Annotated in this window: 23 protein-coding genes and 2 pseudogenes; 6 read left to right on the forward strand and 19 right to left on the reverse strand. The window is 67.0% G+C overall.

The window, feature by feature from the left end:
- The first annotated feature begins 41 nt into the window (after positions 1–41).
- The gene (locus tag NA8_RS34405; RefSeq protein ID WP_169810527.1) at positions 42–194 is read left to right on the forward strand and encodes a hypothetical protein; all 153 of its coding nucleotides are present in this window, start codon (positions 42–44) and stop codon (positions 192–194) included.
- Between the two features lie 244 nt (positions 195–438).
- Here the strand turns inward: NA8_RS34405 and NA8_RS19665 are convergent, their stop codons facing one another.
- The 13 genes from NA8_RS19665 to NA8_RS33865 form a co-directional block, all read right to left on the reverse strand.
- The gene (locus NA8_RS19665) at positions 439–1,347 is read right to left on the reverse strand and encodes an oxygenase MpaB family protein (RefSeq protein WP_063051836.1); all 909 of its coding nucleotides are present in this window, start codon (positions 1,345–1,347) and stop codon (positions 439–441) included.
- A gap of 276 nt (positions 1,348–1,623) precedes the next feature.
- A complete protein-coding gene (locus NA8_RS19670) occupies positions 1,624–2,322 on the reverse strand; it encodes a hypothetical protein (protein ID WP_063051837.1) in 699 nt (232 codons plus the stop codon).
- Positions 2,323–2,331: 9 nt separating this feature from the next.
- Positions 2,332–3,510, reverse strand: coding sequence for an MCE family protein (locus tag NA8_RS19675; RefSeq protein WP_063051838.1), 1,179 nt, complete (start codon positions 3,508–3,510; stop codon positions 2,332–2,334).
- Positions 3,507–4,628, reverse strand: a complete 1,122-nt coding sequence (locus NA8_RS19680; protein ID WP_063051839.1) for an MCE family protein — start codon at positions 4,626–4,628, stop codon at positions 3,507–3,509. The genes NA8_RS19675 and NA8_RS19680 overlap by 4 nt, the downstream gene beginning before the upstream one ends.
- Positions 4,625–5,725, reverse strand: coding sequence for an MCE family protein (locus NA8_RS19685; RefSeq protein ID WP_063051840.1), 1,101 nt, complete (start codon positions 5,723–5,725; stop codon positions 4,625–4,627). Before NA8_RS19685 ends, NA8_RS19680 begins: the two co-directional genes overlap by 4 nt.
- Positions 5,725–6,738 carry an MlaD family protein gene (locus NA8_RS19690; RefSeq protein WP_063051912.1) on the reverse strand — a complete coding sequence of 338 codons (1,014 nt, stop codon included), beginning with the start codon at positions 6,736–6,738 and terminating at the stop codon, positions 5,725–5,727. The genes NA8_RS19685 and NA8_RS19690 overlap by 1 nt, the downstream gene beginning before the upstream one ends.
- Positions 6,735–7,757 (reverse strand): MlaD family protein, encoded by a 1,023-nt coding sequence (locus NA8_RS19695; protein WP_063051841.1) that lies wholly within the window; start codon positions 7,755–7,757, stop codon positions 6,735–6,737. Before NA8_RS19695 ends, NA8_RS19690 begins: the two co-directional genes overlap by 4 nt.
- Positions 7,754–9,205 carry an MlaD family protein gene (locus tag NA8_RS19700; RefSeq protein WP_063051842.1) on the reverse strand — a complete coding sequence of 484 codons (1,452 nt, stop codon included), beginning with the start codon at positions 9,203–9,205 and terminating at the stop codon, positions 7,754–7,756. The genes NA8_RS19695 and NA8_RS19700 overlap by 4 nt, the downstream gene beginning before the upstream one ends.
- 8 nt (positions 9,206–9,213) lie before the next feature.
- On the reverse strand, positions 9,214–10,077 hold the full coding sequence (locus NA8_RS19705) for an ABC transporter permease (protein WP_063051843.1): 864 nt from the start codon (positions 10,075–10,077) through the stop codon (positions 9,214–9,216).
- 2 nt (positions 10,078–10,079) lie between these two features.
- A complete protein-coding gene (locus tag NA8_RS19710) occupies positions 10,080–10,913 on the reverse strand; it encodes an MlaE family ABC transporter permease (protein WP_040867357.1) in 834 nt (277 codons plus the stop codon).
- Positions 10,914–11,257: 344 nt separating this feature from the next.
- A complete protein-coding gene (locus NA8_RS19715) occupies positions 11,258–11,446 on the reverse strand; it encodes a hypothetical protein (RefSeq protein ID WP_063051844.1) in 189 nt (62 codons plus the stop codon).
- Positions 11,446–11,670 carry a hypothetical protein gene (locus NA8_RS19720; protein WP_040867268.1) on the reverse strand — a complete coding sequence of 75 codons (225 nt, stop codon included), beginning with the start codon at positions 11,668–11,670 and terminating at the stop codon, positions 11,446–11,448. The genes NA8_RS19715 and NA8_RS19720 overlap by 1 nt, the downstream gene beginning before the upstream one ends.
- 37 nt (positions 11,671–11,707) lie before the next feature.
- Positions 11,708–11,986, reverse strand: coding sequence for a hypothetical protein (locus NA8_RS33865; protein ID WP_157106794.1), 279 nt, complete (start codon positions 11,984–11,986; stop codon positions 11,708–11,710).
- Positions 11,987–12,209: 223 nt separating this feature from the next.
- On the opposite strand from NA8_RS33865, the gene NA8_RS19725 reads away from it, so the two are divergent.
- Positions 12,210–13,388: a DUF3089 domain-containing protein gene (locus tag NA8_RS19725; RefSeq protein ID WP_063051845.1), complete on the forward strand. Its 1,179-nt coding sequence runs from the start codon at positions 12,210–12,212 to the stop codon at positions 13,386–13,388.
- 174 nt (positions 13,389–13,562) lie between these two features.
- Here the strand turns inward: NA8_RS19725 and NA8_RS35215 are convergent, their stop codons facing one another.
- Together NA8_RS35215 and NA8_RS35220 are read right to left on the reverse strand one after the other, a co-directional pair.
- On the reverse strand, positions 13,563–13,961 hold the full coding sequence (locus NA8_RS35215; RefSeq protein WP_084466939.1) for a RidA family protein: 399 nt from the start codon (positions 13,959–13,961) through the stop codon (positions 13,563–13,565).
- 21 nt (positions 13,962–13,982) lie between these two features.
- Positions 13,983–14,531 (reverse strand): annotated as a pseudogene (locus tag NA8_RS35220) (DinB family protein); the annotation flags it as partial.
- Positions 14,532–14,593: 62 nt separating this feature from the next.
- On the opposite strand from NA8_RS35220, the gene NA8_RS19735 reads away from it, so the two are divergent.
- Positions 14,594–15,595 (forward strand): helix-turn-helix transcriptional regulator, encoded by a 1,002-nt coding sequence (locus NA8_RS19735; protein ID WP_063051846.1) that lies wholly within the window; start codon positions 14,594–14,596, stop codon positions 15,593–15,595.
- An 87-nt stretch (positions 15,596–15,682) separates the two neighbouring features.
- Here NA8_RS19735 and NA8_RS19740 read toward each other — a convergent pair whose 3' ends face one another.
- Complete coding sequence (locus tag NA8_RS19740; protein WP_063051847.1) at positions 15,683–16,417, reverse strand: carboxymuconolactone decarboxylase family protein; 735 nt, start codon at positions 16,415–16,417, stop codon at positions 15,683–15,685.
- Positions 16,418–16,508: 91 nt separating this feature from the next.
- On the opposite strand from NA8_RS19740, the gene NA8_RS19745 reads away from it, so the two are divergent.
- The gene (locus tag NA8_RS19745; RefSeq protein WP_063051848.1) at positions 16,509–17,135 is read left to right on the forward strand and encodes a TetR/AcrR family transcriptional regulator; all 627 of its coding nucleotides are present in this window, start codon (positions 16,509–16,511) and stop codon (positions 17,133–17,135) included.
- A 27-nt stretch (positions 17,136–17,162) separates the two neighbouring features.
- On the opposite strand, the pseudogene NA8_RS19750 reads toward NA8_RS19745, so the two are convergent.
- A pseudogene (locus NA8_RS19750) lies at positions 17,163–17,770 on the reverse strand (PAS and ANTAR domain-containing protein).
- Between the two features lie 143 nt (positions 17,771–17,913).
- Positions 17,914–19,032: a LuxR C-terminal-related transcriptional regulator gene (locus tag NA8_RS19755; protein WP_063051849.1), complete on the reverse strand. Its 1,119-nt coding sequence runs from the start codon at positions 19,030–19,032 to the stop codon at positions 17,914–17,916.
- A gap of 207 nt (positions 19,033–19,239) precedes the next feature.
- Here NA8_RS19755 and NA8_RS19760 point away from each other — a divergent pair, with 207 nt between their 5' ends.
- Entirely contained in the window at positions 19,240–20,901 is a 1,662-nt protein-coding gene (locus NA8_RS19760) for an FAD/NAD(P)-binding protein (protein WP_063051850.1), read from the forward strand.
- A gap of 227 nt (positions 20,902–21,128) precedes the next feature.
- Here the strand turns inward: NA8_RS19760 and NA8_RS19765 are convergent, their stop codons facing one another.
- Complete coding sequence (locus tag NA8_RS19765; RefSeq protein ID WP_063051851.1) at positions 21,129–23,738, reverse strand: AAA family ATPase; 2,610 nt, start codon at positions 23,736–23,738, stop codon at positions 21,129–21,131.
- A 383-nt stretch (positions 23,739–24,121) separates the two neighbouring features.
- Between NA8_RS19765 and NA8_RS19770 the strand changes: the two genes are divergently transcribed.
- Positions 24,122–24,658 carry a hypothetical protein gene (locus tag NA8_RS19770; protein WP_063051852.1) on the forward strand — a complete coding sequence of 179 codons (537 nt, stop codon included), beginning with the start codon at positions 24,122–24,124 and terminating at the stop codon, positions 24,656–24,658.
- Positions 24,659–24,866 lie beyond the last annotated feature (208 nt).

The following is a 24,866-nucleotide window of genomic DNA, read 5'->3' on the forward strand; positions in this document are numbered from 1 at the left end:
CCGGGACGGGTAGATCGAAGCAACATGGAAAGGGGTTTGTCATGGCACGCGAGAAAGACAAGGACGACCAGGACAGCGGCGAGCCCAAAGGAGGCAGGCCCGGTCCGACCGATCAGGACCGCCACGGTGGAATGGCGACCCGGGAGGTAGCCCCGGAACTGACCACCGATGAGGCGCGAGAACCGCCGGACTGATTTGTTCGACCTCGACAGCGGTACCGGAGCAGGCCGATATGAAAGCGCGCGCCGGTCCGAATTGCCCTGAGACCGCGCGAACCAACCGAGCCCCGCACCGGTCTGCATCGGTTCGGGGCTCGCTCGGGGGTATTCGTGCCTATCCACCGATCGCTCGGTAGCTTGACCCCACAAATGTACCGGGTAGCGCGCGATATCGCCAAATCCGAGTCCAGCAGCGGCCGAATGGTTTAGCCACATGACCTCAGATGAGGTTCTTCTGCTTGCGGATGCGCCGTCGCAGGTCGACCATCAGACCGTGCGATCCGCCATGGCGGAGGAAGCGCGGAATGAAGCGGTTGACGAAGGAGACGAACACGAACAAGTTCTCGAAGCGCCGCTGGTCGGCGGCGGTCCATTCCACCCGCAGTTGTTCCCGGAAGATCGGGGCCAGAAATCCGATGGTGAGAAACCGGAGCAGGTTGCGGAAAGGCAGCCGAAGATACCAGTGGATCATGCGCAGCTCGAGCAAGTTCCCGAGGTAGTCCCGGACGTAGTCGTCCAGCGCGACTTGCTCGCACGCGGTGTTCCAATATTCGTCGAATTCGGCTCGGGTGGCGGGCCACATGTCCTCGGTCACCTGCAGGGTGGTGCCCAGGGTGGAGGACGAGGCATAGAACGCTTCGGCCTGCTCGTCGTTCATTCTTCCGTGCAACAACTGGTAGGTGTCCTCGAAGCCGATGTAAAGACAAGCGGCCACCCACAATTGGAGGTTGCGGTCGAAGGCGTTGTACTTCACCGGCGCCCCCGGAGCCGAATGCACTTGCCGATGCGCCACATTCACCGCTTCGCGATAGGCCTTACGCTCTTCCTCGGTGCCGAGGATGGCGACCGCGAGATATTGCGTCGTCGTACGCGCGCGTTTCCACGGATGCTTCATCAGCGATCCGGATTCCACTTTGCTTTCGGCCACACCGTAACCCACCCCCGGCCGAGCCATCTGCATGACGACGTTCGCCGCGGCGCCGGCGAAGGACCAGAAGTCCAAAGCGTCGGTGAGCTCGAGCGGCCGCTTGGTGAACGGTTGATGCGTGACGCTGATACCGATCCGGGTGTGATCCTTGGTCAGCGGCACACCGTGGTCGCGATCGGATTGATGAGCCACTGCGGTCATCGGGATGTCCTTCCATCTGCGTTCACACGTCGCGCGACCAGGCGAATCAGTCGCACCGACCCAGCCGAACACCGAACCTTACATTTATGTTACTGATAATTCTACCTATTTCACAGCGATGATCAAGGACAAAATGCTCGCTGAGGTGGACTCTTACGGGAAGTTCCCGAACTTATGTTTCTGATTGTTGTTTGTTAAAGCGCTATCGGGGGGCGATCCGGTCTTCATCTGCGTCGCATCGCCGAGCCGGGTTCCACGCGAGCCCGGCGGACGCGGTCAGGGCTGCGGCGGCAGGGCCAACGGCGAGTTGACCTTGTTCACCAACCACCGGTCACCGACCTTCTCCAGGCGCATCACCATCGAGAGCTGTCCCGGCGCGGGCTTGCCCTTGGTGCCGAGACTGGTGATGGTCTGGCCGATCACCACGATCGCTTCCGCGGAGCGCTCGTCACCGGCGCGGATCGCGCACTGTACGTCGCGCGTGGCCGAGGTGACCTGGCCTTGGCCGAGCACCTCACGCAGTTCGGCGCTGGTGGACTCGAATTGTTTCTTCCAGTCACCGGTGGCGCCGTCACCGACAGCGGTGAAGTAGGCGTCGAGGTTCTTCGAGTCGTAGTTCGCCAGGATGGGCGCATAGCGGCAGGCCGCGGCGCGCGCGTCCTCCTGCGCCGCCAGCAGATCCTTGCTGTTGTCGTTCTGGACGTACCAATAGCCGGCGCAGGCCACCGACACGCCCACGAGGATCGCGGCAGCCGAGCGCAGCGCGATCGGCCCGGGACGCCCGAGCGAAAAGCCGCGCAGTCGATTCCGACGACCGGCGGATGCCGCGGTGCCCGCATCGGATTCCGCGCCGCCGTCCACCCGCTCAGCGGTCGTGTCCCCGGAGCCGGCTTTCACCGGCTCGACAGCGCGCTCCTCCGCTCGAGTCGCGGGCGACTCGGCTTCGGCGATCGGCTCGACGTCTTCACTGTTCATCGGAATCTCCTAGTTGCCGGGGACCGGGCGCGACAGCTCGTCGCCGGTGACGCCCGGCGGTCGGGTCGAACCGTTGTCCGGGATGTCGGGACGTGGCGCATTCGCCGAACCGCGTACCTGCAGGGCGGGATCGCTGGTGACGCAGTAGTTGTAGAGCGGGATCCGGGTATCGGTCATCTTGTCCGTGGGCACGACGGGAATGGTGTCGTACTCGCATGTGGGGCGCGGCCAGATGTCGACCAGTGTGTAGAAGGCGTTGTCATGGGCGGGTATGCCCAGTGCCTCCGACCCGACCCGTAGCGCCGGGAACAGGGCCGAGATGGCCGGTGCGCGCAGCTTGGCGGCCCTGGTGATCGCGACGAAGTTCGTGACCAGATCGGTGAGGGGGTCCTGGGTGCGGGAGACGAAACCGCCGAGGGTACGGAGCTGAACCGGCCCTTCGTCCAGGAGGTGACGCACTTCCTGGTCCGCCGCGGTCAGCTGCTCGAACAGCACACCTCCCGCGCGAGTGAGCGTCGCGAGGTCCGGCTGCGCATGCGAGGTCGTCTCCGCGATCACCTCGAGGTTCTCGATCAACTGCCGTGTCTGCGGCAGCAGATCGGTCAGTCCGGCCATGGCACGGCTGATGCCCGACACCATGTTCCGCAACTGGTCGGGACCGCCCGCCAGGGCCTTGTCGAGTTCGTCGACGATGACATTCAGCCGGTCCGGGTTCATGCCCGCGATGAAGCCGCTGAGGTTGGTGAGCACCGACTGCACCGTTACCGGGACGGTGGTCTGGGAGCGTTCCACCAACGCCCCGTCGGTGAGGTAGGGACCGGTATCGGAGTCCGGGCGGAAGTCCAGGTACTGCTCGCCCGCCGCCGACAATCGGCCGACGGCGACCGTGCCGCCCACCGGGATCTTCGCCGAGGAGTCGATCTCGGCGACGGCCGCGATGCCGCTGCCCGCGACTTTCACCTCGCGGACCCTTCCCACCCTGGTGCCGCGGAAGGTGACGTCGTTGCCCGCCGACAATCCGCCCGACGATTGGAGCTCCACCGTCACCGAGTAGTTGCTCGACAGCGGATTGATCCGCAGGACTTCCGCGCCGAGATACGCCGCGCCGAGAACCAGCACCACGACCAATCCCAGGTTGGCGAGTGCGACGCGGTGCCGTACGAGCCATTGCCACAAGGGAGGATTCATCGATCTCCTCCTCGCTGCGGCTGTTGCGGAGGACTGGTGACCCGCCCGATCACCTTCTCGATGACTTGCGCCAGGCTGCCGAGAAACGCGGGCACGTCGCCGAGCTCGGGCAACCTACTGCCACTGGGATCGGTCAAGGCGCCGACACTGAGGTAGGAAACCGTCGCGGCGACAGCCAAGGCGGGGCCGTCCAGGCTCGCCATCAACGACGGGTACAGGGTGTGCAGGCCGTCCAGCGTTCCCCCCAGGTCGTCACCCATCTGGGTGAAGCCCGACATCAATCGCTGGATGCTGTCGAAGAGGCTGACGGCTTGGGGCCCGGTGGTCTCGGTGAAATCGCCGAGCGCGGTCATCGTCGTCGACACTTTGTCGAGCAGGTCGACGATGGACTGGTTGTTCTCGGCGAACAGCGCCAACAACGCCGGAAACGTGTCGGCGGCGGCGCCCAGTTCGGCTTTCCGTCCGGCCAATTCCCCGGTCAGCACGTTGAGGCCGGTCAGGGTGTTGTCGATGTCTCCGGTTCGCTGGTTCAGCGCGGCGATGACGGCGGTCATCTCGCTGATCAAGTGCGCCAGCTGAGTGGCGCGACCGGCGAACATCGAATCCATCTCGGAGGTGATCTTCGCGGCCTGATTGATGCCGCCGCCGTTGATGAGCATCGAGACCGACATCATCAGCTGTTCGACGGACGCGGCAGCCGAGGTGTGCTCCGTGCCGATGATGTCACCGGCGCGCAGATTCGCACTGTCCGCTGCCGCCGCGGGCAATGTCATCGCTACGAAGATGTCTCCGAGCGGAGTCGCCTGACGCAGTTCGGCGGTGGTGCCCCGTGGGAGCTCGATATCCTCCCGGATCAGCATTTCCACCTCCGCGATGAAGTTGGTCGTGCTGATCGCGGTGACGACTCCGATGTCGGTCCCACCGATCTTGACGTGCGCGTGATCGGGCAGGTTCAGCGCATCACGAAATGCCGCGCGAATCGTGTAGCCCGGTGCTCCGATGCCGGGTTTGGGCATCGGCAGATTGGACACCGTCACGGTGCAGCCGGTCGCGGTGCTCACCGTCGCGACCAGCGCGGCCGCCATCGCGGTGCGTCGAAGCCCATGCGTACCGATCATTTCGTGATCCCCAGAAGTGCTGCGGTGAGACCGAAGTCGGGCCCGAAGTCCTGGATCTTCCCGGTACGGCAGCCGTCGAGGCGCATCTGGATCCGTTCGCAGAACTGCGACACGACTTCGTTGTCGAGCAGGACCTTGTCGGTCAGCGCGTGCAGCCGTAGCGCTTGATGCTCCCGGCTGACGGAGTTGGACAGGTTCTCGAACAGCAGTGGTCCGATGTCGACGATCTCGGTGAGTCCGCGGGCGTTGGCGCGCATCTGCTCGGTGATCGTCGTGAATCGCTCCAGCGCGCCGGCGAGCTGATCGGAGTTCTCGCCCACCAGGCTTCCGGTGTTGGTGACGAACTGGTCCAGCTGCTGCAGTACCGCCTGCAGGCCGGGCGCCTGGTCACCCATCAGCTGCACCAGCTCGGTGAGGCGGCCGCTGAAATCGCGCACGGTCTGGTCGTTCTGGGCGATGATCTGGGTGATCTCGTTGAGTTTGATGATGGTGTTCGAAATCTGGTCCTTGTTGGCGAAGGTCACCTCGAAGGCCGACGACAGTGCGTCCAGTGTCTCGCGCAGCCGGTCGCCGTTGCCGTCCAGGAGCGGGAACAGGACCCGGCTGGCCATGGGGCCGTTGTCGTTGTCACCCTTCAGGGCGGCGCCGAGCTGGTCGAAGTTCTGCAGGATGCGGTCGAGCTCGACCGGTGTGCGAGTCCTGGCCAGCGGGATGTGCGCACCGTCGGCCAGGATCGGTCCGTCGCCGCCGTAGGCGGGCGCGAGCTCGACATGGCGGTTGGTGATCAGCTGCGGCGACACCAGGGCGGCGATGGCATCGGCCGGGATCTTCGTTCCCTTCTCCAAGCTCATGGTGACCTGGACGTAGCTGCCCTTGGCCGCCACGGTGTCGACCCGGCCGACCGGAACGCCCAGCACGGCGACCTCGTTGCCCGCGTAGAGGCCGGCGACATTCTCGAAATCGGCGCTGATGCGTACGTGCTCGCCGACGTACTGCCTGGGCAGCGAGGTCAGGCTGTCCGGTACCAGCGCGCAACTCGCGGTGACCAACGCGGCTGCGATCAGCCCACCGATCTGGGCGAATCGTCGTGTTCTCATCAGTTGCACCCCTGTACGGCTCGAGCGAAACACAGCCAGTTGTCCGGGAAGAACCATGGCGCCCAGACGTCGCCGTATGGGCCGTTGCCGACGGCGTTGTTGAACTGCCGCAGGGCGATGGGCATGTTCTCGTAGAGGCGGTCCAGGTTGTCGCGGTTCTTCTCCAGGCCCTCCGACATGGTGTTCAGATCGTGGATCAGTGGCGCGAGCTGTCCGTTGTTCTCCAGACCCATCTGCTGCAGCAATCTCGACAGGGCCGCGACATTGTCGAGCAATTGCCTCAGCAGATCCTGCCGTTGCCGGACGGCATTGCCGATCGCTTCTCCGCGGGTCAGCAACAGCAGCACGCTGTTCTGGTTGTCGGAGACGAGCTGGGACACCTGGTCCATGCTCTTCAGCAGGGAATCCACCTCGTCCCGGCGATCGGTGACGACCTTGGCGAGCGCACCGATACTGTCGAGCGCCTGCACTGCCAGCTGCGGGGAATCCCCCATCTGCTGGTCGACCAGATCCAGCGCCTGACGGAGCTTCTGCGGATCGATGCGCTCGATGCGCTCGAACGAGTTCTTGTATTTCGGGTCCTGGATGACCTTGCTCAGGTTGTAGGGCACCGAAGTGTTCTCGATCCGAATGCGCTCTCCCGGAAGTCCTTTTCCATCGCCCGGCACCAAGTCCACGTGCAACCGGCCGAGGATCGTCGACATCTTGATGGCCGCGCGCGCATCCGGCCCCAAGCGAAGATCGCGGCGGACCTTCAGATCCACCAGGACCTTGGTGCCCTCGAGGCGAACGGAGTGCACCTGGCCGACCTCTATTCCGGAGATGTCGACCGTCGCGCCGGGACGGAGACCGGCAGCCTGGGCGAATTCGGCGTGGATCGTCTTGTCTCCCAGCCGGGCCTGAGTCAAGACACTCGATCCGACCAGCAGCGCCGCCACCGTGACCGCCGCGATCAAGCCGAGCCGCAGATATCGATTCCGCAGGAATCCCGGCGCCGGAATGCTTTTGATCATCGGCACACCTCCGAATGCGAGTTGCCGCCCACCTGGGAGAACAGCCCGGGAGGCAACAGCACACCCCACAGGGACACGTCCAGGCTGCACAGGTAGGCGTTTCCGTAGGCGCCGTTGCGGGTGAAGCGGGCGACGCCGTTGAGGACGGCGGGCAGTTCGACCGCGGCGCGGTCCAGCGAGGCGCCGTTGAGCAGCAGCAACGCGACACCCGTTGTGGCGTCGTTCTGCGCCTTCGCCAGGCCGGGCTTGACCTGCATGATCAGCCCCGTGAGTGCATCGGTCGTGCCGGCTACCCGGTCGACCGAGTGCTTCAGGCTCTCTCCTTGCGAGTAGAGCGCCTCCACCAGCGCCCTGGCCTGCGTGAGCAGGGTCTCGAGCTCGCCACTGCGATGGGCAAGACCACCGATCACCGAGCTCAGATTGCCCAGCACCTCCCCCAGGATCTTGTCGCGCTGTCCGAAGGTGCCCGCGAGCTGGGATGCCTGCACTATCAGGTTGCCCAGCGACACCTTATTGCCCTGGAGGGCCTGGATCAACGTTTCGGACAAAGAGTTGACCTGGTCCGGTTGCAGCACGCTGAACAGCGGTTCGAATCCGGACAGGAGCGCGGACACGTCGAACGACGGCTCGGTGCGCTCCAAGGGAATCCGTGTCCCCGGCGCGACCACGGTGCCCGCTTCCCTGCCCGGCGTCAGCGCGATATAGCGCTGCCCGATCAGGTTCTGGTAGCGCACCAGCGCCTTGGTCGTGGTGGTCAGATGCTGGCGTTCATCGATCCGGAAATCGACCTGGGCACGATAGCCGTCGGTGAAATCGATCTTGTCCACGCGGCCGACCCGCACGCCTGCCATGCGTACGTCGTCGCCGACGCGCAGCCCCAGCACATCGGAGAAGATCGCCGAATAGCGTTGGGTGTCGCCGTCGACCGACCGCTGCAAGGTGGACCAGATGGTGAAGGTGAGCGCTACGGCGACCACCGCGAACACACTGAACCCCGCCAGGGCCTTGGCTGATTTCATTTACCCGGCCCTTCGTCGTCGGCGGCTACGGTGACCGATCCGCCTGCCAGCACCGGACTCAGCAGCAGATATTGCGCCACGGTCGGCCGCGTTCCGATGATCGCCGCCACGGCATCGGATCCGCGCAGGGCGATCGGCTTCGCGGTAGTGCCGGGATCCTGCGCGCCGGGCTCCGTCGGTGCGACGGCACTCGGCGCAGGCGAGAGACCCGGGATGGACGGCAGACCCGGAATGAAGGGAAGACCGGGAATCGCGGGCAGGCTCGGAAGCACCAGCCCCATGGCACCCAGTGGTGCGGGCGCGGCCGGTACCGGTGCTGGCCCTGCCGCATCGAGCCACTTCGGTATCAATTGCGGCGGATAGTTCTGCTCCGGCGCCACCTCCGCAACAGTGGCTCCACCGCAGCGGGGACCGTACTGGTCGCCGTAGTGGGGGCAGTCCTTCGCCGTGTACTGCTGGAAAGGCGTGAACGAGACATCCATCTTCCACACCATCTGTCTGGCCGTGCCGAAGTGGAACGTAGTGGCGAGCCGTTGCAGCGCCACGTTGAGGTTCGCGGCGGTGTAGGGAATGGCTTCCGGATCCTTGGCCAGACCACCGAACAGATCGTCCAGTCCGGAGACGAGGAACTTGCCCGCGTCGGGATTACGCGCGAACAGCGCGTTGACCGTATCGACCGTCGCGTTTCCGGTGGCCAGCAGGTCGATGAGTTTCGATCGCCGTTCGGCCAGCGTCCGCGCGGTGGTCACCGATTCCGATAGCACCCCGACCAGTTCGGGAGCCGACTGGCTCAACGCGATCGACGCTCGCCCGAGATCCCCGAACAGTGCGTCGACGCCGGGAGTCGCCCTGATCTCGGTCAGCCAGTTGTCCAGGCGCTCTATCGTCGAGCCGGGCACCCGCGCCGAGGGATCCAGCGCCGCCGAGAGGGTGGCCAGCACGCGGCCCAGCTTCTCGGGCTGGATGTTGTCGAGCACGTTGCGCAGCACGTTCAACGTGGTCTGCAACGCCACCGTCTCGCTGCCGGTGTCCTCCGGAATGGTCGCACCGGCACGCAGCGTCTTCGGTTCCGGCCCGTTGTCGACGAGTTCGATCGCCGTGACGCCGAACAGATTGTTCGGAATCACCCGGGCGGTCACATTCACCGGAATCGTCTCGGCCACACCGGGCTTCAGATCCACGCTCGCCTGCTGCCGGGCGCCCCGGGCCACCACGTCCACCGCGGCCACCCGGCCCACGACCATGCCGCGGAACTTGACGTCCGCCCGGCCCGGCAAGCCGTCGCCGGTGCTGGTGAGCTCGATGGTGACCGGCACCTTGTCCTCGAAGTAGCCGGTGTAGCGCAGCGCCAGCAAGTACAGCAGAACCGCGACCGTGGTCAGCACCGCCAGCCCGGCGAGGGTCAACTGCTTGGCGCTCGGTCCGCGGCCACTGGGGTCCAGAATCATTGTCGGCCTTACCCCGAGATCCGGAATCCGGGATCGATGCCCCAGATGGTCAATGTCAGGAAGAGATTGGCGAACACCATCACGACGATCACCATTTTGATGGCACGCCCGGCCGCGACCCCGACACCTTCCGGGCCACCGGTGGCGACATAGCCGTAGTAGCACTGGATGAACGTCGACAGCATCACGAACACCACCACTTTGAGCAGTGAGAAAAAGACGTCCGTGCCGATCAGGAACTGGAAGAAGTAGTGATCGTAGGTACCGGCCGCCGTTCCGCCCAGGAACAGCACCGTGATCTTGGTGGTCAGATAGGCGGTCGCGAGACCGATGCTGTACAGCGGGATGATGGTCAGGGTGGAGGCGATCATGCGCGTGCTGATCAGATAGGGAAGCGGGCGGATGGCGATGGACTCCAGCGCATCGATTTCCTCGGAGATCCGCATGGAGCCGAGTTGGGCGGTGAATCTGCATCCCGCTTGAATCGCGAAAGCCAAGGTCGCCAGAATCGGCGCGAGTTCCCTGGTGGTGGCGAAACCGGAGATCGCGCCGGTGAGCGGCGACATCGTGAGGAGGTTCAGCGCCGTGAACGACTCCATGCCGACGATGATTCCGCCGAACGCGCACAAGATGACCACGACGCCGATCGTGCCGCCGCCCACGATGAGCGAGCCATTGCCCCAGCCGATATCGGCCGTCAGCCGCGTCACCTCACGGCGATAGTGCCGCAGAACGAATGGGATGGCGGCGAGCGCCTGGAAGAACGTGATGGCCTGGTGCCCCAGGCGTTGATTGGCGTGCACCGGCGCCAGAGCGGCTCGTCCGACGGTGCGCAGCGGTTTCAGCGCCGGGGGGATGTAAGTGCTCGCCATCCTCACACCACCTTCGCCGGAAACAACGTGTTGTACAGCTGGGTGAGAATGATGTTGGTGGCGAACAGCATCAGAGCGGAGCTGACCACCGCCGAGTTCACCGCGTTGGCGACACCGCCTGGGCCACCGTGCGCGTGCAAACCGATGTCACAGGCGATCACCGCGGTCAGCACCCCGAAGATCGCGGCCTTCACCAAGGCGATGATCAGATCGTCGGCCACCGCGAAGGAGGCGAACGAGCTGATGAACGAGCCCGGCGTCCCGGATTGGGCATACACATTGAACATGTAGGCGGTCGCGAAGCCGACGAAGACGACGAACCCGCAGAGCAAGACGCTCACCAGTACCGCCGCGGCGAGCCGGGGCGCGACCAGACGGCGTACCGGGTCGACCCCCATCACCATCATCGCGTCGATCTCTTCCCGGATGGTGCGCGATCCCAGATCGGCACAGATAGCCGAGCCGACCGCACCGGCGACCATCAATGCCGACACCAATGGCGCGCCTTGGCGGATGATCCCCAATCCCGCCACCGCGCCGATGAATGTCGTGGCGCCCACTTGATTCACCAGAGCGCCGACCTGAATGGAGACCACGACGGCGATCGGAATGGCCACGAACACCGTCGGCGCCGCCGACACCCCGGCCATGAACGCGCACTGCTTGATGAACTCCTGATAGGGAAATCGTCCCCGGACCAGCGAAACGAACAGTTGGACAATCGCTTCGCGGCCCAGAGTGACTTGGCGGCCCAGCGTTTCCAGCGAGCGCTGGGGGTGGCGTCGCCACAATCCCGAAGCACCGGCAACCAACTTCTCGATTTCGCCCGGTTCCAGTGGCGGTTGCTTGTCGGCTGGCGATCGCAGCGAGGCAGTCACTGGTGGCCGTTCCTTTCGATTTCTCGTCCGCCGCACCAGCGGCCGCCCCTTCGATGGCGCGGAGCGTGTGAAGTGTTGCACACCGCACAGACGTCATACAAGGGATAAGTGATTGACCATTTCTTACACGATCCACCGCCGCCCGAGTCTCCACGGGCCCGACGTTCAGCCGAATAGTACTGGCATGAACTGCAAATATGCCATATTCGTAGGCAGGTGCCCACTCTCTAGCGGCCCGCCACGAGACGGTAAGTAATCTGTCCTTCCTCACCGCCTACAGGATGGATCAGGCGGGTGACGCGCTACGCGAGGCCCTCCAACCACCGCTGCAGTAGCACCACCAGTGCGACGAGCACCGCACAGCCGGCCAGGAAGAGGCTGAGCACAGCCACCCACATCCCGGCGCGCAGGACCGGATTCACCTCCGTCCGCCCACCGAGGATCTTCACGACGATCACGAGAACGTCGATGAGCCACACCACAGCCATCATCAGGTCATGCACACATTCGAGAAGGTGAGCACCGGCCAGCACACGATGGATCCCAGGAACGACATCACCAGGTCGATGCCGTGCATATCGCGAAGATGGCCGGTATGGGTGAGCGTCCAGATCACCCCCGCCACCCCGTAGGGAACGCCGATGATGATGAGGGTGCCGAGGAACTCGGAGACCTTCATCTCGTAACCGAGTATCCGGTCGAGTCTCTTGAGCATGCGTCGATGCATCCTTTCGCTTCGATCCGCAGCTATGTTAGTCATAATTCTCACTGGAATGGAAGGCTTTCCAGCCATCAGTCGCTGAAGTGCCGGATTCGAGCAGCAAATAGGACCTCGACGCCGAGCGATCGCGCCCGCCATGTTGATGATGATTCTCCCTAACACTCGCGCGGGCCAGGCCTCGCGACAGGCCGAAGGGCCTAACCACCGGTGCGCCGTCATCGAACAGGCCGCGGACCTCTGCGCGTCGAACCATGTGCCCGGATTCGTCGCCGGCGTCTACCACGCGGGCGAGCAGATCGTCGTCGCCCACGGCACCGCGCCGCCTCGCCCAGCTCATGAAAGACGAGCCCGGAGTCCGAGGCGGCGCAGTCGTCCCTCGAGACCGCTGAGGCGGCGGTAACCGTGCCGAGCGATCGGAGGTCCCGTCGCGCGCGATCGCCGCTAGGCTGACGCCGACGAGAGCGCCGAAACACCGGTCGCGGTGTCGCGGACCGGCGCTCGTGGTCGGGCGCGGAAGCAGTGAGGTGTGCGGGATGCGGGACAGTCGGTGGCAGCGGGCGGTCGCGGCCGTCGTGTGCGGAGTCGGACTGGCGGCGGGGTCGTCGGTGAGCGCGGCGGCGGACACCGTCGACGACGCCGGTGTCGTGTGGTTGTGCAGGCCGGATCGGGTGGATGATCCCTGCGCGGGGAGTACGGCGACGACCGTGCGCCAGGCGGGCCGACCCGATGTGCGCGAGGACCCGTCGCCTGCCGAGGATCCCGGGGTGGACTGCTTCTATGTGTATCCGACCGTGTCATCGGAGCCGACGCCCAACTCCGATACCGGCGTGACGCCGGAGGTACGGGCAGTCGCCGAGCAGCAGGCGGCCCGATTCTCCCAGGTCTGTCGAGTATTCGCGCCGGTGTACCGGCAGCGGACCCTGACCGCGCTGGCGACGGAGCGGACCTACACCCCCGAGCAGCGCGCGCAGATGTCGCGGATCGCCTACGAAGACGTCCTGCGGGCATGGCGGCAGTTCCTCGCGGAGCGCGAGAGCGGACGGCCGGTCGTGCTGATCGGGCATTCGCAGGGCGCGCGCATGCTGCGCCAACTGATCCGCGAGGAGATCGAACCGCAGCAGGCGGTACGAGACCGGATCCTGTCGGCGATCCTGCTGGGTGGCAACGTGGTGGTGCCCGAGCACGGTGACGTGGGCGGCGACTTCCGGTATCTGCCGCTGTGCCGCAGCGAGGAGCAGACGCGATGCGTGCTCGCCTGGCAGACCTTCGGCGCGACCCCGCCGCCGGACAGCCGATTCGGCCGTAACCCGATGACCCCGGAGCCGCTGCCACGACCGTACGGCCCCGGCTACGAGATCGCCTGCACCAATCCGGCCTCGTTGAGCCGCAACGAATCTCGCACCGCGGCGACCGTGCTCCGCAGCAATCCGGTGCCCAGCCCGCTCGGCGTCGAAGTGGCGCTTCGCCACGGGCCGTCCGCCGTCGTCGCGCCGACGCCGTGGCTGGTCCCCGCCGAGAAGTACCGGCTCCAGTGCGTGCGCGGCGACGACGCGACGGCGCTGATGGCGACTCCCGAACCGGGCAGCCCCGAGCTGTATCCCGTCCCGGACGCGACCTGGGGTCTGCACCTCACCGATGTGGAGATCGCACTCGGCGATCTGGTTCGCATCGTGGCGTCCCAGAGCAGCGCCCATCACGCCGGGCATCGCTGAACACACGAGCTGCGACCGCCGGCGAACCTCGGAAGAGCGCGAAAAGCCGTTGCGGGTCGGCGGGGAAGCCGTTCTGGTGCACACCGTCCGGAGCTACGCCGGTCGCCCACCGGCCCCTGGCCGGACCGGGTGCCGTCGGACAGGTGCCACAGGCTCGTCGACTCGCCGTCCGTCCTATTCGGGGATTGTCGCTATCGCGTCGATTTCGACGAGTGCGCCGGGGCGGGCGTGTCCCGCGGTGGAGACGACCGTGATGGCGGTGCGGTGATCGCCCCACACCGATCGCGACGCCCCGTATCCCACCTGGGCATCGACTCCGTCGACCAGGTAGATGGTGAGTTTGACGACGTGCTCGGGACCGGTGTTCGCGGCGGCCAGCACGGTCAGTACGTTGCGCATCGCCTGGACGGTTTGCGCTTCGATGCCGTCGAGCAGTTCTCCGGTGCTGTCGGTGCCGAGCTGGCCGCCGACATACAGCGTCCGGGCGGCGGGTGCGATCACGCCCTGCGTGAAGGCCGGGTTCCGGTGCAGTTCCTCGGGGTCGAGATGCGTCGTGGTCACGGGACTCCTCATGGTGGCGGGGCCGGTGTGCGCGTAGAGGTCGCGCAGCAGGCACACCTCGGACAGGTGGTGGATCAGCTCGCGGTGGATGTGCAGCACCAAGTCGGCCATGGACAACTCGGGAAAGGGCTCCTTCGCGCCGATCGGCACCCGGAGCGCGGCCTGTCCGAGACCGCTCACCCCGGCCAGCCAGGTGTCGATCTGGGCCTCGAGCTGGTCGAGCGCGGTGGCCGCGTCACCGGCGTACTCCCATGTCTCGTACGACGCCGCCGGCGCGCCGAAGTGGGCCGCGTTGCGCGTGGCGAGCACGCCGACGATGACGTGACCGAGTCGCCAGGCGATGGTGGTGAACGGTGCGGGAACCGGCTCGGGAAGGGCGAAGTCGATCGTGAAATCGCCCGCACCGGCCTGCACGGGCGCCCTCGACGTGCCGCGCGGGCGCACGCTCCAGGCGTCCGGCACCGGCGACCAGAAATACTCGTCGTCGGTGAGGCCCTCGAGCCGGGGCCGGAGCTGCCGGGTCCAGTGGAACTCCCACTGTTCGCGCAGCGTCTTGTTCCAGTCGAGTTCGTTTGCGTCCATGCCGCCACCCTGACATGCCCAGCGGACAGAATCGGTCCGCTATTTCTGGCAGGCTGAGCGACATGGAGGCGGCGACCGGTGACGAGCGGGGCACGACCGAGCGGGTGCTGACGCTGCTCGGGTTGCTCCAGCAACGCGAGGTCTGGACCGGGCCCGAACTCGCTGACCGGCTCGGCGTCACAGCGCGCACGATCCGGCGCGATGTCGAGCGCTTGCGCACGCTCGGCTACCTGGTGCATGCCGACCAAGGTGTCGGCGGCGGTTACCGGCTCGGCCGGGGGCAGGACCTCCCGCCGCTGCTTCTCGACGACGAGGAAGCGATCGTCACGGCGGTGTCACTGCTGGTCGGCGCGGGTGGCGCGGTCGCGGGCGCCGGTGCCGCCGCACTCCGAGCGCTGGCCAAGCTCGACCGGGTCCTGCCCACCCGGTTGCGGCACGAGGTGCGCGCGCTCTCCGGTGCGGTGGAGTCCTTCGGCGGAGGCCGCGCCCCGGTCGACCCCGGCGTGCTCATGACCCTGGCCAGAGCCTGTCGCGACGAGGTGGAGGCGGGCTTCGACTACCCAGCCGGGAGCGAGGTGCGACGGCGGCGGGTCGAGCCCTACCGCCTGGTCGCCTCCGACCGCCGCTGGTACCTGCTGGCCTTCGACCTCGATCGCGACGACTGGCGCAGCTTCCGCGTGGACCGGATGACCGATGTGTCCGCACGGACGTGGCGTTTCCGCCCCCGCACGGCGCCCGAGGCGGCGGCGTACGTGCAAGAAGGGGTGGCGAGCCGGGTCTATCCGCATCGCGCCCGCTTCCTCGTGCACGCCTGCGCCGACACGGTGCGCGCGCAGATCCCCGCGTCGGCAGCGGTGGTGCGACCACGCGGCAACGAGCTCTGTGAAGTGCTCAGCGGCGCCGATGACAGCCTCGACATCGTGCTCATGCACATGCTGTTGCTGGGGCACGACTTCGAGATCCTCGACCCTCCCGAACTCGGGCGGCGCAGTCGCGCGCTGGCGCAGCGGCTCCTCTCGGCCGGGGCGGCGATCGCACCGCCGCCGGAGGTCGAGGAGTCGTGAACCGGCTCGCGGGATCGCGGCGCCGCGTGCGCTCTCCGGTCGAACGAGCGACCTGAGCGGGATTCCGGGCGCCACGTCCCGGCCCCGTCACGGCAGTCGGGCGACCTCGCCGCCGGTGGCTGCCGACGCCCGGTCGGCGAGGTGCGCGTTGAGCGCCTTCCACGCGCGCCAGGCCTTGGTCACGCCGAACTGGGCGTTGAAACGGAGGACCGCGCGCACGTCCTCGGCGGAGGCCCCGCCACCCAGCGCCCGGTCGACGTGCGCCTGGAACGTCTCCTCCAGGGTCTGGTAGTGCACGTCGACGCTCATCGTCGCGAAGGCCCGTTCCCTGATGGTCAAAGTGCCCGGCCCGGCACCGGACCGCATCCTTGACTGGAGTTCGAAGTGCTCGGTGAAGTGCGGATCGAGTTCGCGCAGCTGAGCCCGGATCGGTTCCGGCAGCGGGCTGGGCGCGGCGTCCGGTCCGATGTCGAGCAACGCGCCCCGCAACGGTTCGGCGGTGGGACGAGGCAGCCCCGCCGCCGCCTCGATCTCGGCGAGCCGGTCCAGGGCCATCAGCGCGGCCGCGTACCCGCTGTCATAGGCGACCAGCCGCAACAAGGCCCGGATGTCGTCGGTGGACACGCCGCGGTCCAGCCCGGCACGGATGTGCATTTCGAACGGCAGCCCGAGGCCGGCCTGGCAGACATCGGCCACCACGCAGAGGAACACCTTCTCCCGGTCGGTGAGTTGCGGGACCGCCCAGCAGTGCGCGGTGGTCGCCCTGGCCATCTGGGAGAACACCGGGTCGAGATCAGCATCGAGACGAATGGTCGTGGTCATGTCACTCCTAAAGAAACAGCCGTAGCGCTACAGATGTGCAGCTAGACAGGACGACCCTAGCACTACAGGTGTTCAGTTACAATCGCCGATCATGGACCCGACCGCCGCTCCGGCGACCCGCCGTAAGCCCAATGCCCGTGGCCAAGGGGAACGGCTACGGGCGGAGATCATCGCGGCCGCGCTGCGGATGCTCGAGGAGTTGGCGGACGACGAGGCGCTGTCCCTGCGGGCGGTGGCACGGGCGGTCTCGATCGCCGCCACGTCGGTGTACCTGCACTTCCCGGACCGGGACACCCTGGTGCTCGCGGCCATGCAGCGCTGTCACGAGGAACTGGTCGAGGCGGGCGACGCGGCCGAGGCGGCGGCCGAGGACCCGGCAGCCGGGCTGCGTGGCCGCATCCTGGCCCAGGTGGCGTGGGCCGAGGAACACCCCGGCCTCTACAAGGTGCTGCACGAGAGCAAGGTCCACCGACGCCTCGGCATGCCCTTCAAGGAGGTGCTGGTGGCCCGCACGAACTCGGCCGTGCAGCGCTGCATGGCCGAGGGCCTCGCCCCGCCGGACGACCCGGCGACGGTCACCCTCGACCTTCGCACGGCCGTGAACGGGATGCTGTCGCAACGCATCAACGAGCCCGACCTGCCCTGGCCGCCGGCCGCCGAACAGGTCGACCGCTTCCTCGTCAAACTGGTCGGGTTGCAGCCGAGCCACCGCGGATGAACCGCGCCGGAGTTCATCCGGACGGATTCAGTCGGGTCGTTCGTGGACGGTCAGCAGCAGATGATCGAACCGGGTGCGCTGCTGAACCGGCCCGCCGCCCTGCGCGGCGACCGCGGCGACGAGTTTGGCCGCCAGATCGCGCAGTTTGGTGTTTGTCACCTGGGAGCGCCACTGCAGCACCCCGAACGCCTGCTCGGCGTTGATGCCGTAGATGAACATCAGGACGCCTTTGGCCTGCTCGATGACCTCCCGTGCGGCCACGACCTCCGGCAGCGTCTCCTTCAGCACTTCCTGCCGGTTCTCGTCCAGCCGACCGGTCAGATCCACGGAATAGCCGGTGGTGCCACGGTCGCGCCGGTCGAGTCGTGCAATCGATCCCCCACCACCAGCACGTGGTGCACCCGGCCTGCCACATCGATGATGCGGTGCCTGCTGCAGAACGGCTCACCGGTCCGCACCGCCGTGGCCAGCGTCTCCGCGACCGTGGCGCGGTCATCCGGATGCTTGTGCGCCAGCAGCAGTTCCGTGGTCGGCTCCACCGTCCCCGGTGCGTACCCGTGCAACCTCACGACCTGATCCGACCACTCCCAACGGTGGTCGGCGAACCAGAATCGGAAGCTTCCGATGGTCTCCAGCTCCTGCCGCTCACCGTCGGCGGTCTCCGCCTGGCTTCCGCTGCCAGGATGCGCCGTCTTGGTCACCACTCGATCATTCCCTCCCTCGGGCACCCGGGGATGAGGAATCTCGCGCGCCGGCCGGAGCGAACGCTCAGGCACGTCTACCTCGCCCCAGCGTCCAGCACACGAACGGTGTTGCGGGCGGCGAGGGGTTCACAGTGGTCGGTGAAGAGTTTGGCGACGAGTTCGCCGCGGCTGGCGACGCCCACCTTCTCGAAGACGGCCTTCACGTGGTCGCGGACGGTGTGCGCGGAAAGGAAGAGCTGGGCGGCGATATCGCTGGTGGCCAGGCCACGGGCGATCAGTTCGGTGACCTCCAGTTCGCGGGTGGTCAACTCGTAGGCGGCGACCACCAGGGACATGACCTCGGAGGGTTTGGCCGGTGCGATCACCATCGCGGTCATCCCGGGACGCCCGTCGCCGTCGTGCAGGCAGGATGCGTGGCAGACCAGCCAGCGGCCGGTGCTGGAGCGGATGCGGATGCGGATGTTCTCACCGGTCGATCGGGCCCGGCCCGCGGTGCTGAGGATCCAGACCGGCAGCGGTAGCGCGATGCCGGTGGCGGTCGGCGTCATCGGCCCGGGCGGCATCTGGGCGAGCAGGTGACGAGCCTCGTCATTCAGTGACACCAGCCCGCCGGTCTGGTCGAACAGCAGCATGCCGGGCGCGGCGGCGAGGTGCGCGGCCGACAGCTCCGACGACCGCGCGAAGCTGCGCAACCGCCGGGCCATCGGTGTCGACAGCGCGTTGACCACCTCGATATCGGCGGCCAGGAACGGCTCGCGGCCGCGCTCCCGGAACAGGCTCAGTTGCCCCCACGGCTGCCCGTCGACTCGCAGCACGGCACGCAGTTCGTCCTCGAAACCGCGCGGGCACATGAAGCTTCGATACAGCGGGCTGAGGGTCGGCCGGTCGCCGGTCACCTCCCGCAACCCCGCCACCGGCACCGAGGCCAGCGCCAGATCGCGGAAGAGGTTCACATGCTCGGCGAAAAGCTCTGATTCCCAATAGGTTCCGCAGCCGCCCTCGTGCAGGTTCTCCACCCGCACCGGCGCGGTGGTCAGCCCGTTGATCGGATCGGTGGCGACCCATACAGCGGCATCGAACGGTGTGATCCGACGCAACCGGTCGGAGGTCTCGGCGAACAGCGCGTGCGCGTCGGGCGCTTGCGCGATGCCGGTGCACAGCGCGTCGACGGCGCGCCGAGTCGGCGTGGTCATCTTCGTCATCCTGCTGTCCCGCCCGTTCACCCGCCATCCCGCATATGAGGGATAAGCCGCAGGCACGAGGCGAAATTCCCTCGATCGCGGGATGCCGGTACGGGCCGGGGCCGCCGAGGCTGGTCAGCGCACGGCAGAGGCGGCACGGAAAAGGCCACGAGGCCGCAGCCGTGCGCACTGCGCACCTCGACGAAAGAAGGCACAACCATGCGTATCGGCATCATCGGCGCGGGCGCCGCGGCGGTCGCGTTGCTCGACGCGCTCGCCGCCGCCGACCGGGCACCCAGCAGCATCACCGTGTTCGACGGCTCCCCCGCCGTATGGCGCGGCCGCCCCTACCAGCCGGACCTGGAGGCGGTGCGGGTGAACGCCCCGCCCGCCCTGATGTCGGCACGCGCCGACGACCGCGCCCACTACGAGCGCTGGTTGCGCGACCGCGGCAACGGGGCAGGGCGCCTCGACGAGCGTCCCGGCGCGCCCCTCGTCGGGGAGGAGCCGCCCCGCGAATACCCGGAACGGACCGAGCGCACCGGCCCCTCGCGGTCCGACCCGAATGAGGACACCGCCCGACACGTCGGTGACGGCCTGGTCGAGGCATCCTCTGCGCGCGTCGTCGAGCGGAGGTGGCGCGGTGACGATCTGGAGCAGTACCTCGATAAAGGTCTCGGCGTCCCCCTCGTCCCGCGTGGTGTCTACGGCGCGTATCTGGAGCAGACCGCGCATGCCGCGATCTCGCGGTTGCGCGCCCGCGGCGGGCGAGTGAGCGTGGTTAACGCCCGGGTTACCGGCTTCACCCGCGAGAGCGGCGCTGTGCTGCACACCGACGACGGCGGCAGCCATCCGGTGGACCGCGCCGTCCTGTGTGTCGGAAGCGGCCGTCCCCGCGACCATTACGGATTGGCCGGCGCACCCGGATATGTGAATGAGCCCTACCCTCTGGCGACCACAACGGCCGATGTGGCGACCAGCGCGCACGTCGCGATCATCGGCAGCGGACTGACCGCGGTCGACCTCGCCGCGGCACTGACGGCCCGCGGCCATACCGGGCCGATCAGCTTCCTTTCCCGCAGCGGCGTGCTGCCGTACGTCCAGCAGCGGCCGTTGCCCCTGGCGCCGAAGCACCTCACGCCACCCCGGGCGCTGGAACTGGCCGGGCAGGGCACGGTCCCCGTCACCCAGCTGGTCGAACTCATGCGCGCCGAACTGGCGGATCTGGGGCAGGATTTCGAATCCTTCGCCACCGAGATCCTGGAAACCGAGACCGAGGAACCGGCCACCCGCCTGCGCCGTCAATTGGACGCGGTCGATTCACCTCACCAGGGCCGCCGCCTGCTGACCATGGCGATCCGGACCATGGGTCCGATCCTCTGGCCCGTGCTCGCCGAGCACGACCGGACGATGCTGCGCGAGAGGTATTTCCGGACCATCAGCAGTCTCAGCTCCCCGATGGTGCCGCACAACGCGCGAATCATCCTGCGCCTGCTGGATTCCGGGCAGTTACGGCTGCGACCGGGTGTCACGAAGCTGGCGGCCCGGCCCGGCGGTGGTTTCACGGTGTTCGACGGCACCGACTGGCCCGTCGACATGGTCTTCAACGCCGTCAACCCACCCGCCTACACCACACCGCAGGAGACCGAGCCGCTCCTCGGCGCACTGATCGCCACCGGCGCAGCGGAACTCGCGCCGACCGGCGGTCTGCGCATCGAGTCCGGCACCCGCCGCCTCCTCGTCGGCGACCACCCCGACCCCACCTGGCACGCCCTCGGCAACCTGGCCGCGGACTCGATGTTCATCGCCACCAATCCCCCCGGCCTTGCCGCCGAAGCCTCGATCCTCGCAGGCCACCTCGCGATTGCCCCGGTCAGGTGATCCAACGCGCCGAAAAGCGTTCAGCCATCGCATAGCCCCCTGTGACAGACCAGCTGCGCGGCAAGCGGCGGCCACACCGGGGTCGCGCACTCGCGCGCAAGAGCCGCCACCCTGCCGGACCTCGCGGCGATTTCGACCATTTGCGATTCGGTCTGGCCTCGGTTGCTACTTCGAGGACGGACCCAGGGGCGCGACCCGGCGGCCGCGCGACGCCGGTGCTGTCGACGTCAGCCCTTGCCGCGCCGCGGCCTGCGGGCGGCTTCGATGCCGACGATGTCGATGACGCTGCGGGGAACCTTCTCGATGATGTCCTCGCGAGTGGTGAGCACCAGTTTCTGGAGTATCGAGGCGACTTGCGCGTCGACGGTGCGAACCGAACTTCCGCGCCGGGCGGCGATCGCGGGGTTCGTCCACCCCGCAGCGGCCAACGTCGCCACTTGCTGCTCGGCGGCGGTCAGTTGCAGCCAGTCTCCGGGCGGCTCCGCTTCGCGGATGTTCTCCCGAGGCGCTGCTTCGATGACGAGCATGCCCAGCGCCAGCCGCTGAACGTCGCCGTCTTCGGGCCGCAGCCGCGACCCCCGGGCTTTTGCCTCGATGAACCTGTCCGGTCCGAGTATCCGGCGCGCTACTTCGACGGCCTTCGCGGATTCGTCGGCATAGGGGCCCAGCTTGCCGATGTCGACGCCCAACTTGGTGCGGAGCGCTGCGACTCCCCCGGCCAAGTGCGCGATCTCGATGGCAGGCGCGACGAGCCGATCACGATCGGGGTCCTCGCGCGTGCTGAGCGCGTCGGCGATGACGCGCGCCAACGACCAGGTCCGGCACTCCACAACCCACATAGCGCCCCACAGATCACCGGAAGCGAATTTGTAGGCCAGCGAGGATCGTTCCAGACGCATTGCTTCGTCGGGATCGCCGTGCTTTGTCAGAGCGATCGCTCGGGCGTGTTCGGCCCAGGATTCGGCGCGTGGCGCAGCGGAAGCACGCGCCGACTCGAGGAACCGATCCGTGAGCTCCAGGGCCTGTTGGCCGGTGCCCAACAGACCCGCGGCCATCGCCGCGTACAGTTCGCTCAGTGCCGCACTGCCGGCATTGCCCGCAGCATCGAACGCGGCCCGGGCGCGGGTGAACACGGTGACGGCCCGGGCGTCGCGACGCACGAACAGCAGCTCCATCGCCCAGGTGAATTCGACGGCGGCGGGCAAGCCGATGTCCCGCTCGGGCATCTGCCGCCAGTTCTGTCGCTCGGTCTCGTCCGCGAGGCAGGCGACGACGCAGTCGTCCAGAACGCGCGCGGCGTATTCGTGATCACCCTGCGTGAGGGCCAGCCATGCGATAGCGGCCATTGCTTCGATCTGGCGTTCGGTGGGCTTCGTGGTCGGCGCACGGGCGGCGTCGAGGCACCGTTGGGTCCATTGGCGCATTCCTCGCAGTGAGCCTCGAATGAAGGGCATCCGCAGGCTGATCAGGCCGAGGCAGATCTCCAGACCGATGTCGGCCCGGCCGCCGGCCAGGCTGTTCTCGATCGCGGTCAGGGTATCGGCCCACGCCGACCGTGCCCAGCTCACGTGGCCGTGCTGTCCGTCGGAATGAAACCAATGCGCGGCCGCGTAGGCGATCTTGTCTCGGTAGTAACGAAGATGGCGCTGCGCCAGCCGGGCGGGTTCGTCGACCTCGGCGGACGAGCGTTCCCGCAATCGCTGCTGTGCATAGACCCGCAGAGTCTCCACCAGGGAATACCGCACGGTTGTCGGGGTGATGTGCGCGGTCACGAGCGAGTGATCGACAAGAGACTCGAGCAACTCCTCGATGTCCTCGACCGCTGGTCGCGCGTCCGAACCGGATGATGTCGGTTCGTCTGGGCCGCGGGGGTCGCCCGTACCGCACACAACCTCGATGGCTTCCAGGTCCACGCCCACCTCTACCGAGGCACCGCTGCCATCTTCGTCGGCGTCGGTGTCGTAGCCCGCCGCGAACACCGACATCCGATCGAAGAGCACACGTTCCTTCTCGGTGCACAACTCATACGACCAGGTGATGACATCGCTGACCCCGCGGTGCCGCGCGTCGGCCCCGAACCGCGGACCGTGCGACCAGCGCAACCGCGCGTCATCGGCTCGGCCGGTGAGCCCGCGCAAGAGCACCGCGAGCGGTTGATGACGCAGTCGCGCGGCCGCCAACTGGATGTAGAGAGGATGATTGTCCACGCGGCGGCAGATCTCGGCCGCCGTGGTCATCTGCTCCCTTCCGGTGATCGGGTGACCGGTGAGTTCGGCCTGCTGACGGAACAAAGCCACCGCGTGCCGTGGGGCCAGCGGCTGCACCGCGATCAGATGTTCGTCGACCCAGCCGATCGGTTCACGGCTGGTCGTCACGACGGTCAGCTCGGGCAAGGCATCGAGCAATCTCGCTATCACGACGGCGGCGCTGACGAGTACGTGCTCGCAATTGTCGAGCACCAGCAAGATTCGTCGCTGCCGCCCGGCCGTGGACAGTCGAGTGAACGTATCGATGAGCAGTTCCCATGCCGATCTTCCGGAAAAGTCGGTCTCGACCACCGACCGCGCGATCTCCTCCTCGACCGCGGCGGTGTCACTGTCTCTCGCCAACCGCGCCAGCCGCACCCAATAGACCGGCGCGCTCTTGGCTCTGCTGAATCCGCGCACAGCCTCCGCGGCCAAACGGGTCTTACCGATACCTCCGGGCCCGGTCAACGTGACCAGCCGAGCCTGCTCCAGCAGAAAGAGACTGATCTTCTCCAGCTCGCCTGCGCGACCGACGAAGTTCGCGGCGGTTGCGGGCAAGCCACCGACGCGATCCCGCCTCCTGATCGTCACACGACGTCATCGTAGTCTTCGCGCATTGTCGGCGCCGATGGAAGTCGAGGCGGGCAAACTTCCCGTGATCCGGGCCGCGGGTCCGGACGAATGCGACGACAAAGCCGACGTCCTGCCACGATGATCCCCCTGTCCGAAATCAGCGATCGGCCACGCGACGAACTACCTTTCTCGCGAGCGCCTTCGGCGAGGAACCAGCAGAAGACAGCGACCGGTGTCGCCCTCGGCGGTAGCGAAGGTGCCCCGCGCCCGGCCTACCGGGCCCGGAACTGGTGGTGCCGGGATACGTAGGTAATCGCAGGCTCGCCATCGGCATCGATCGAGGCCTACCGATGTGCGACATCACCCTATGCCAGCAGGCTGGAGAGTCGAGGAGGTGAGCGATGCATTCGAACGAATGTACATCCACGATCGATCGGTCCGACGCCTGGTGGCCGGCGACGTCGATGGTGCCCTTGTTGCGGCCCGAGCACTTGTTCCGAGCGATTTCCGGCCACGTCACCAGCCGGATGTCCCTGGTGACATGGGCACGAGAACTCGGCGACCTGCATGCCGAGCTCATACCATTCCACCGTGTCGGAACCCCGAGGCGAAACGGCTTCGACGGCGAGCAGATCCGCGCGGAAGTCGACCGGGTCGTCGCCGCGGTCGACGACTGGGCCATCCGCAACGTGCCGTGCCCGAACGGCGCTCGGATGCATACTCACTCACTCGGCGAAGTGATGAGCCACATGGCCGAAGTGTATGCCGAGGCATGGTGGACGGTTCTGCATACGAAGGACGTCGAGACGCGGCACAGGGTGTGGTTTCACCTGGGCGAGGTGCGCGAAGGGTATGCGGAATTGGTGGACGAAGTATGCCACCGGCGGCTGCGATTTCCGTCGACGGCGGGTTTGGTGCGGCGACGTCGAGTCGGTTGAGGTCTGCGGCGAACGCGGCAGGCCATTACCGACCGATCCGCCGGCGCCCCGCGTACCGATGACGTCGCTCCACGGACGAACGAATGGTTGAAACATGATGGAGATTAATTGCTCACGATGCGGAAGACGCTTGCGGTCGAATAACGACCGCCGTCGACGCATGCATACCGGTTGCGCCGGGCCGACGAAAAGCCCCGTATCGCATCTC

This window comes from Nocardia arthritidis NBRC 100137, assembly GCF_001612765.1.
Classification (GTDB): Bacteria; Actinomycetota; Actinomycetes; order Mycobacteriales; family Mycobacteriaceae; genus Nocardia; species Nocardia arthritidis.

Excerpts from the sequence above, each read along its gene's own strand:
- NA8_RS19735 (WP_063051846.1), top strand. The coding sequence starts at position 14,594 with ATGGAGGCGGCGACCGGTGACGAGCGGGGCACGACCGAGCGGGTGCTG.
- NA8_RS19680 (WP_063051839.1), bottom strand. The coding sequence starts at position 4,628 with ATGATCGGTACGCATGGGCTTCGACGCACCGCGATGGCGGCCGCGCTG.
- NA8_RS19715 (WP_063051844.1), bottom strand. The coding sequence starts at position 11,446 with ATGATGGCTGTGGTGTGGCTCATCGACGTTCTCGTGATCGTCGTGAAG.
- NA8_RS34405 (WP_169810527.1), top strand. The coding sequence starts at position 42 with ATGGCACGCGAGAAAGACAAGGACGACCAGGACAGCGGCGAGCCCAAA.
- NA8_RS19770 (WP_063051852.1), top strand. The coding sequence starts at position 24,122 with ATGCATTCGAACGAATGTACATCCACGATCGATCGGTCCGACGCCTGG.
- NA8_RS19700 (WP_063051842.1), bottom strand. The coding sequence starts at position 9,205 with ATGATTCTGGACCCCAGTGGCCGCGGACCGAGCGCCAAGCAGTTGACC.
- NA8_RS35215 (WP_084466939.1), bottom strand. The coding sequence starts at position 13,961 with ATGAGGAGTCCCGTGACCACGACGCATCTCGACCCCGAGGAACTGCAC.
- NA8_RS19755 (WP_063051849.1), bottom strand. The coding sequence starts at position 19,032 with ATGACCACGCCGACTCGGCGCGCCGTCGACGCGCTGTGCACCGGCATC.
- NA8_RS19760 (WP_063051850.1), top strand. The coding sequence starts at position 19,240 with ATGCGTATCGGCATCATCGGCGCGGGCGCCGCGGCGGTCGCGTTGCTC.
- NA8_RS19725 (WP_063051845.1), top strand. The coding sequence starts at position 12,210 with ATGCGGGACAGTCGGTGGCAGCGGGCGGTCGCGGCCGTCGTGTGCGGA.
- NA8_RS19670 (WP_063051837.1), bottom strand. The coding sequence starts at position 2,322 with ATGAACAGTGAAGACGTCGAGCCGATCGCCGAAGCCGAGTCGCCCGCG.
- NA8_RS19665 (WP_063051836.1), bottom strand. The coding sequence starts at position 1,347 with ATGACCGCAGTGGCTCATCAATCCGATCGCGACCACGGTGTGCCGCTG.
- NA8_RS19740 (WP_063051847.1), bottom strand. The coding sequence starts at position 16,417 with ATGACCACGACCATTCGTCTCGATGCTGATCTCGACCCGGTGTTCTCC.
- NA8_RS19705 (WP_063051843.1), bottom strand. The coding sequence starts at position 10,077 with ATGGCGAGCACTTACATCCCCCCGGCGCTGAAACCGCTGCGCACCGTC.
- NA8_RS19720 (WP_040867268.1), bottom strand. The coding sequence starts at position 11,670 with ATGCTCAAGAGACTCGACCGGATACTCGGTTACGAGATGAAGGTCTCC.
- NA8_RS19675 (WP_063051838.1), bottom strand. The coding sequence starts at position 3,510 with ATGAATCCTCCCTTGTGGCAATGGCTCGTACGGCACCGCGTCGCACTC.
- NA8_RS19690 (WP_063051912.1), bottom strand. The coding sequence starts at position 6,738 with ATGATCAAAAGCATTCCGGCGCCGGGATTCCTGCGGAATCGATATCTG.
- NA8_RS19685 (WP_063051840.1), bottom strand. The coding sequence starts at position 5,725 with ATGAGAACACGACGATTCGCCCAGATCGGTGGGCTGATCGCAGCCGCG.
- NA8_RS19745 (WP_063051848.1), top strand. The coding sequence starts at position 16,509 with ATGGACCCGACCGCCGCTCCGGCGACCCGCCGTAAGCCCAATGCCCGT.
- NA8_RS19695 (WP_063051841.1), bottom strand. The coding sequence starts at position 7,757 with ATGAAATCAGCCAAGGCCCTGGCGGGGTTCAGTGTGTTCGCGGTGGTC.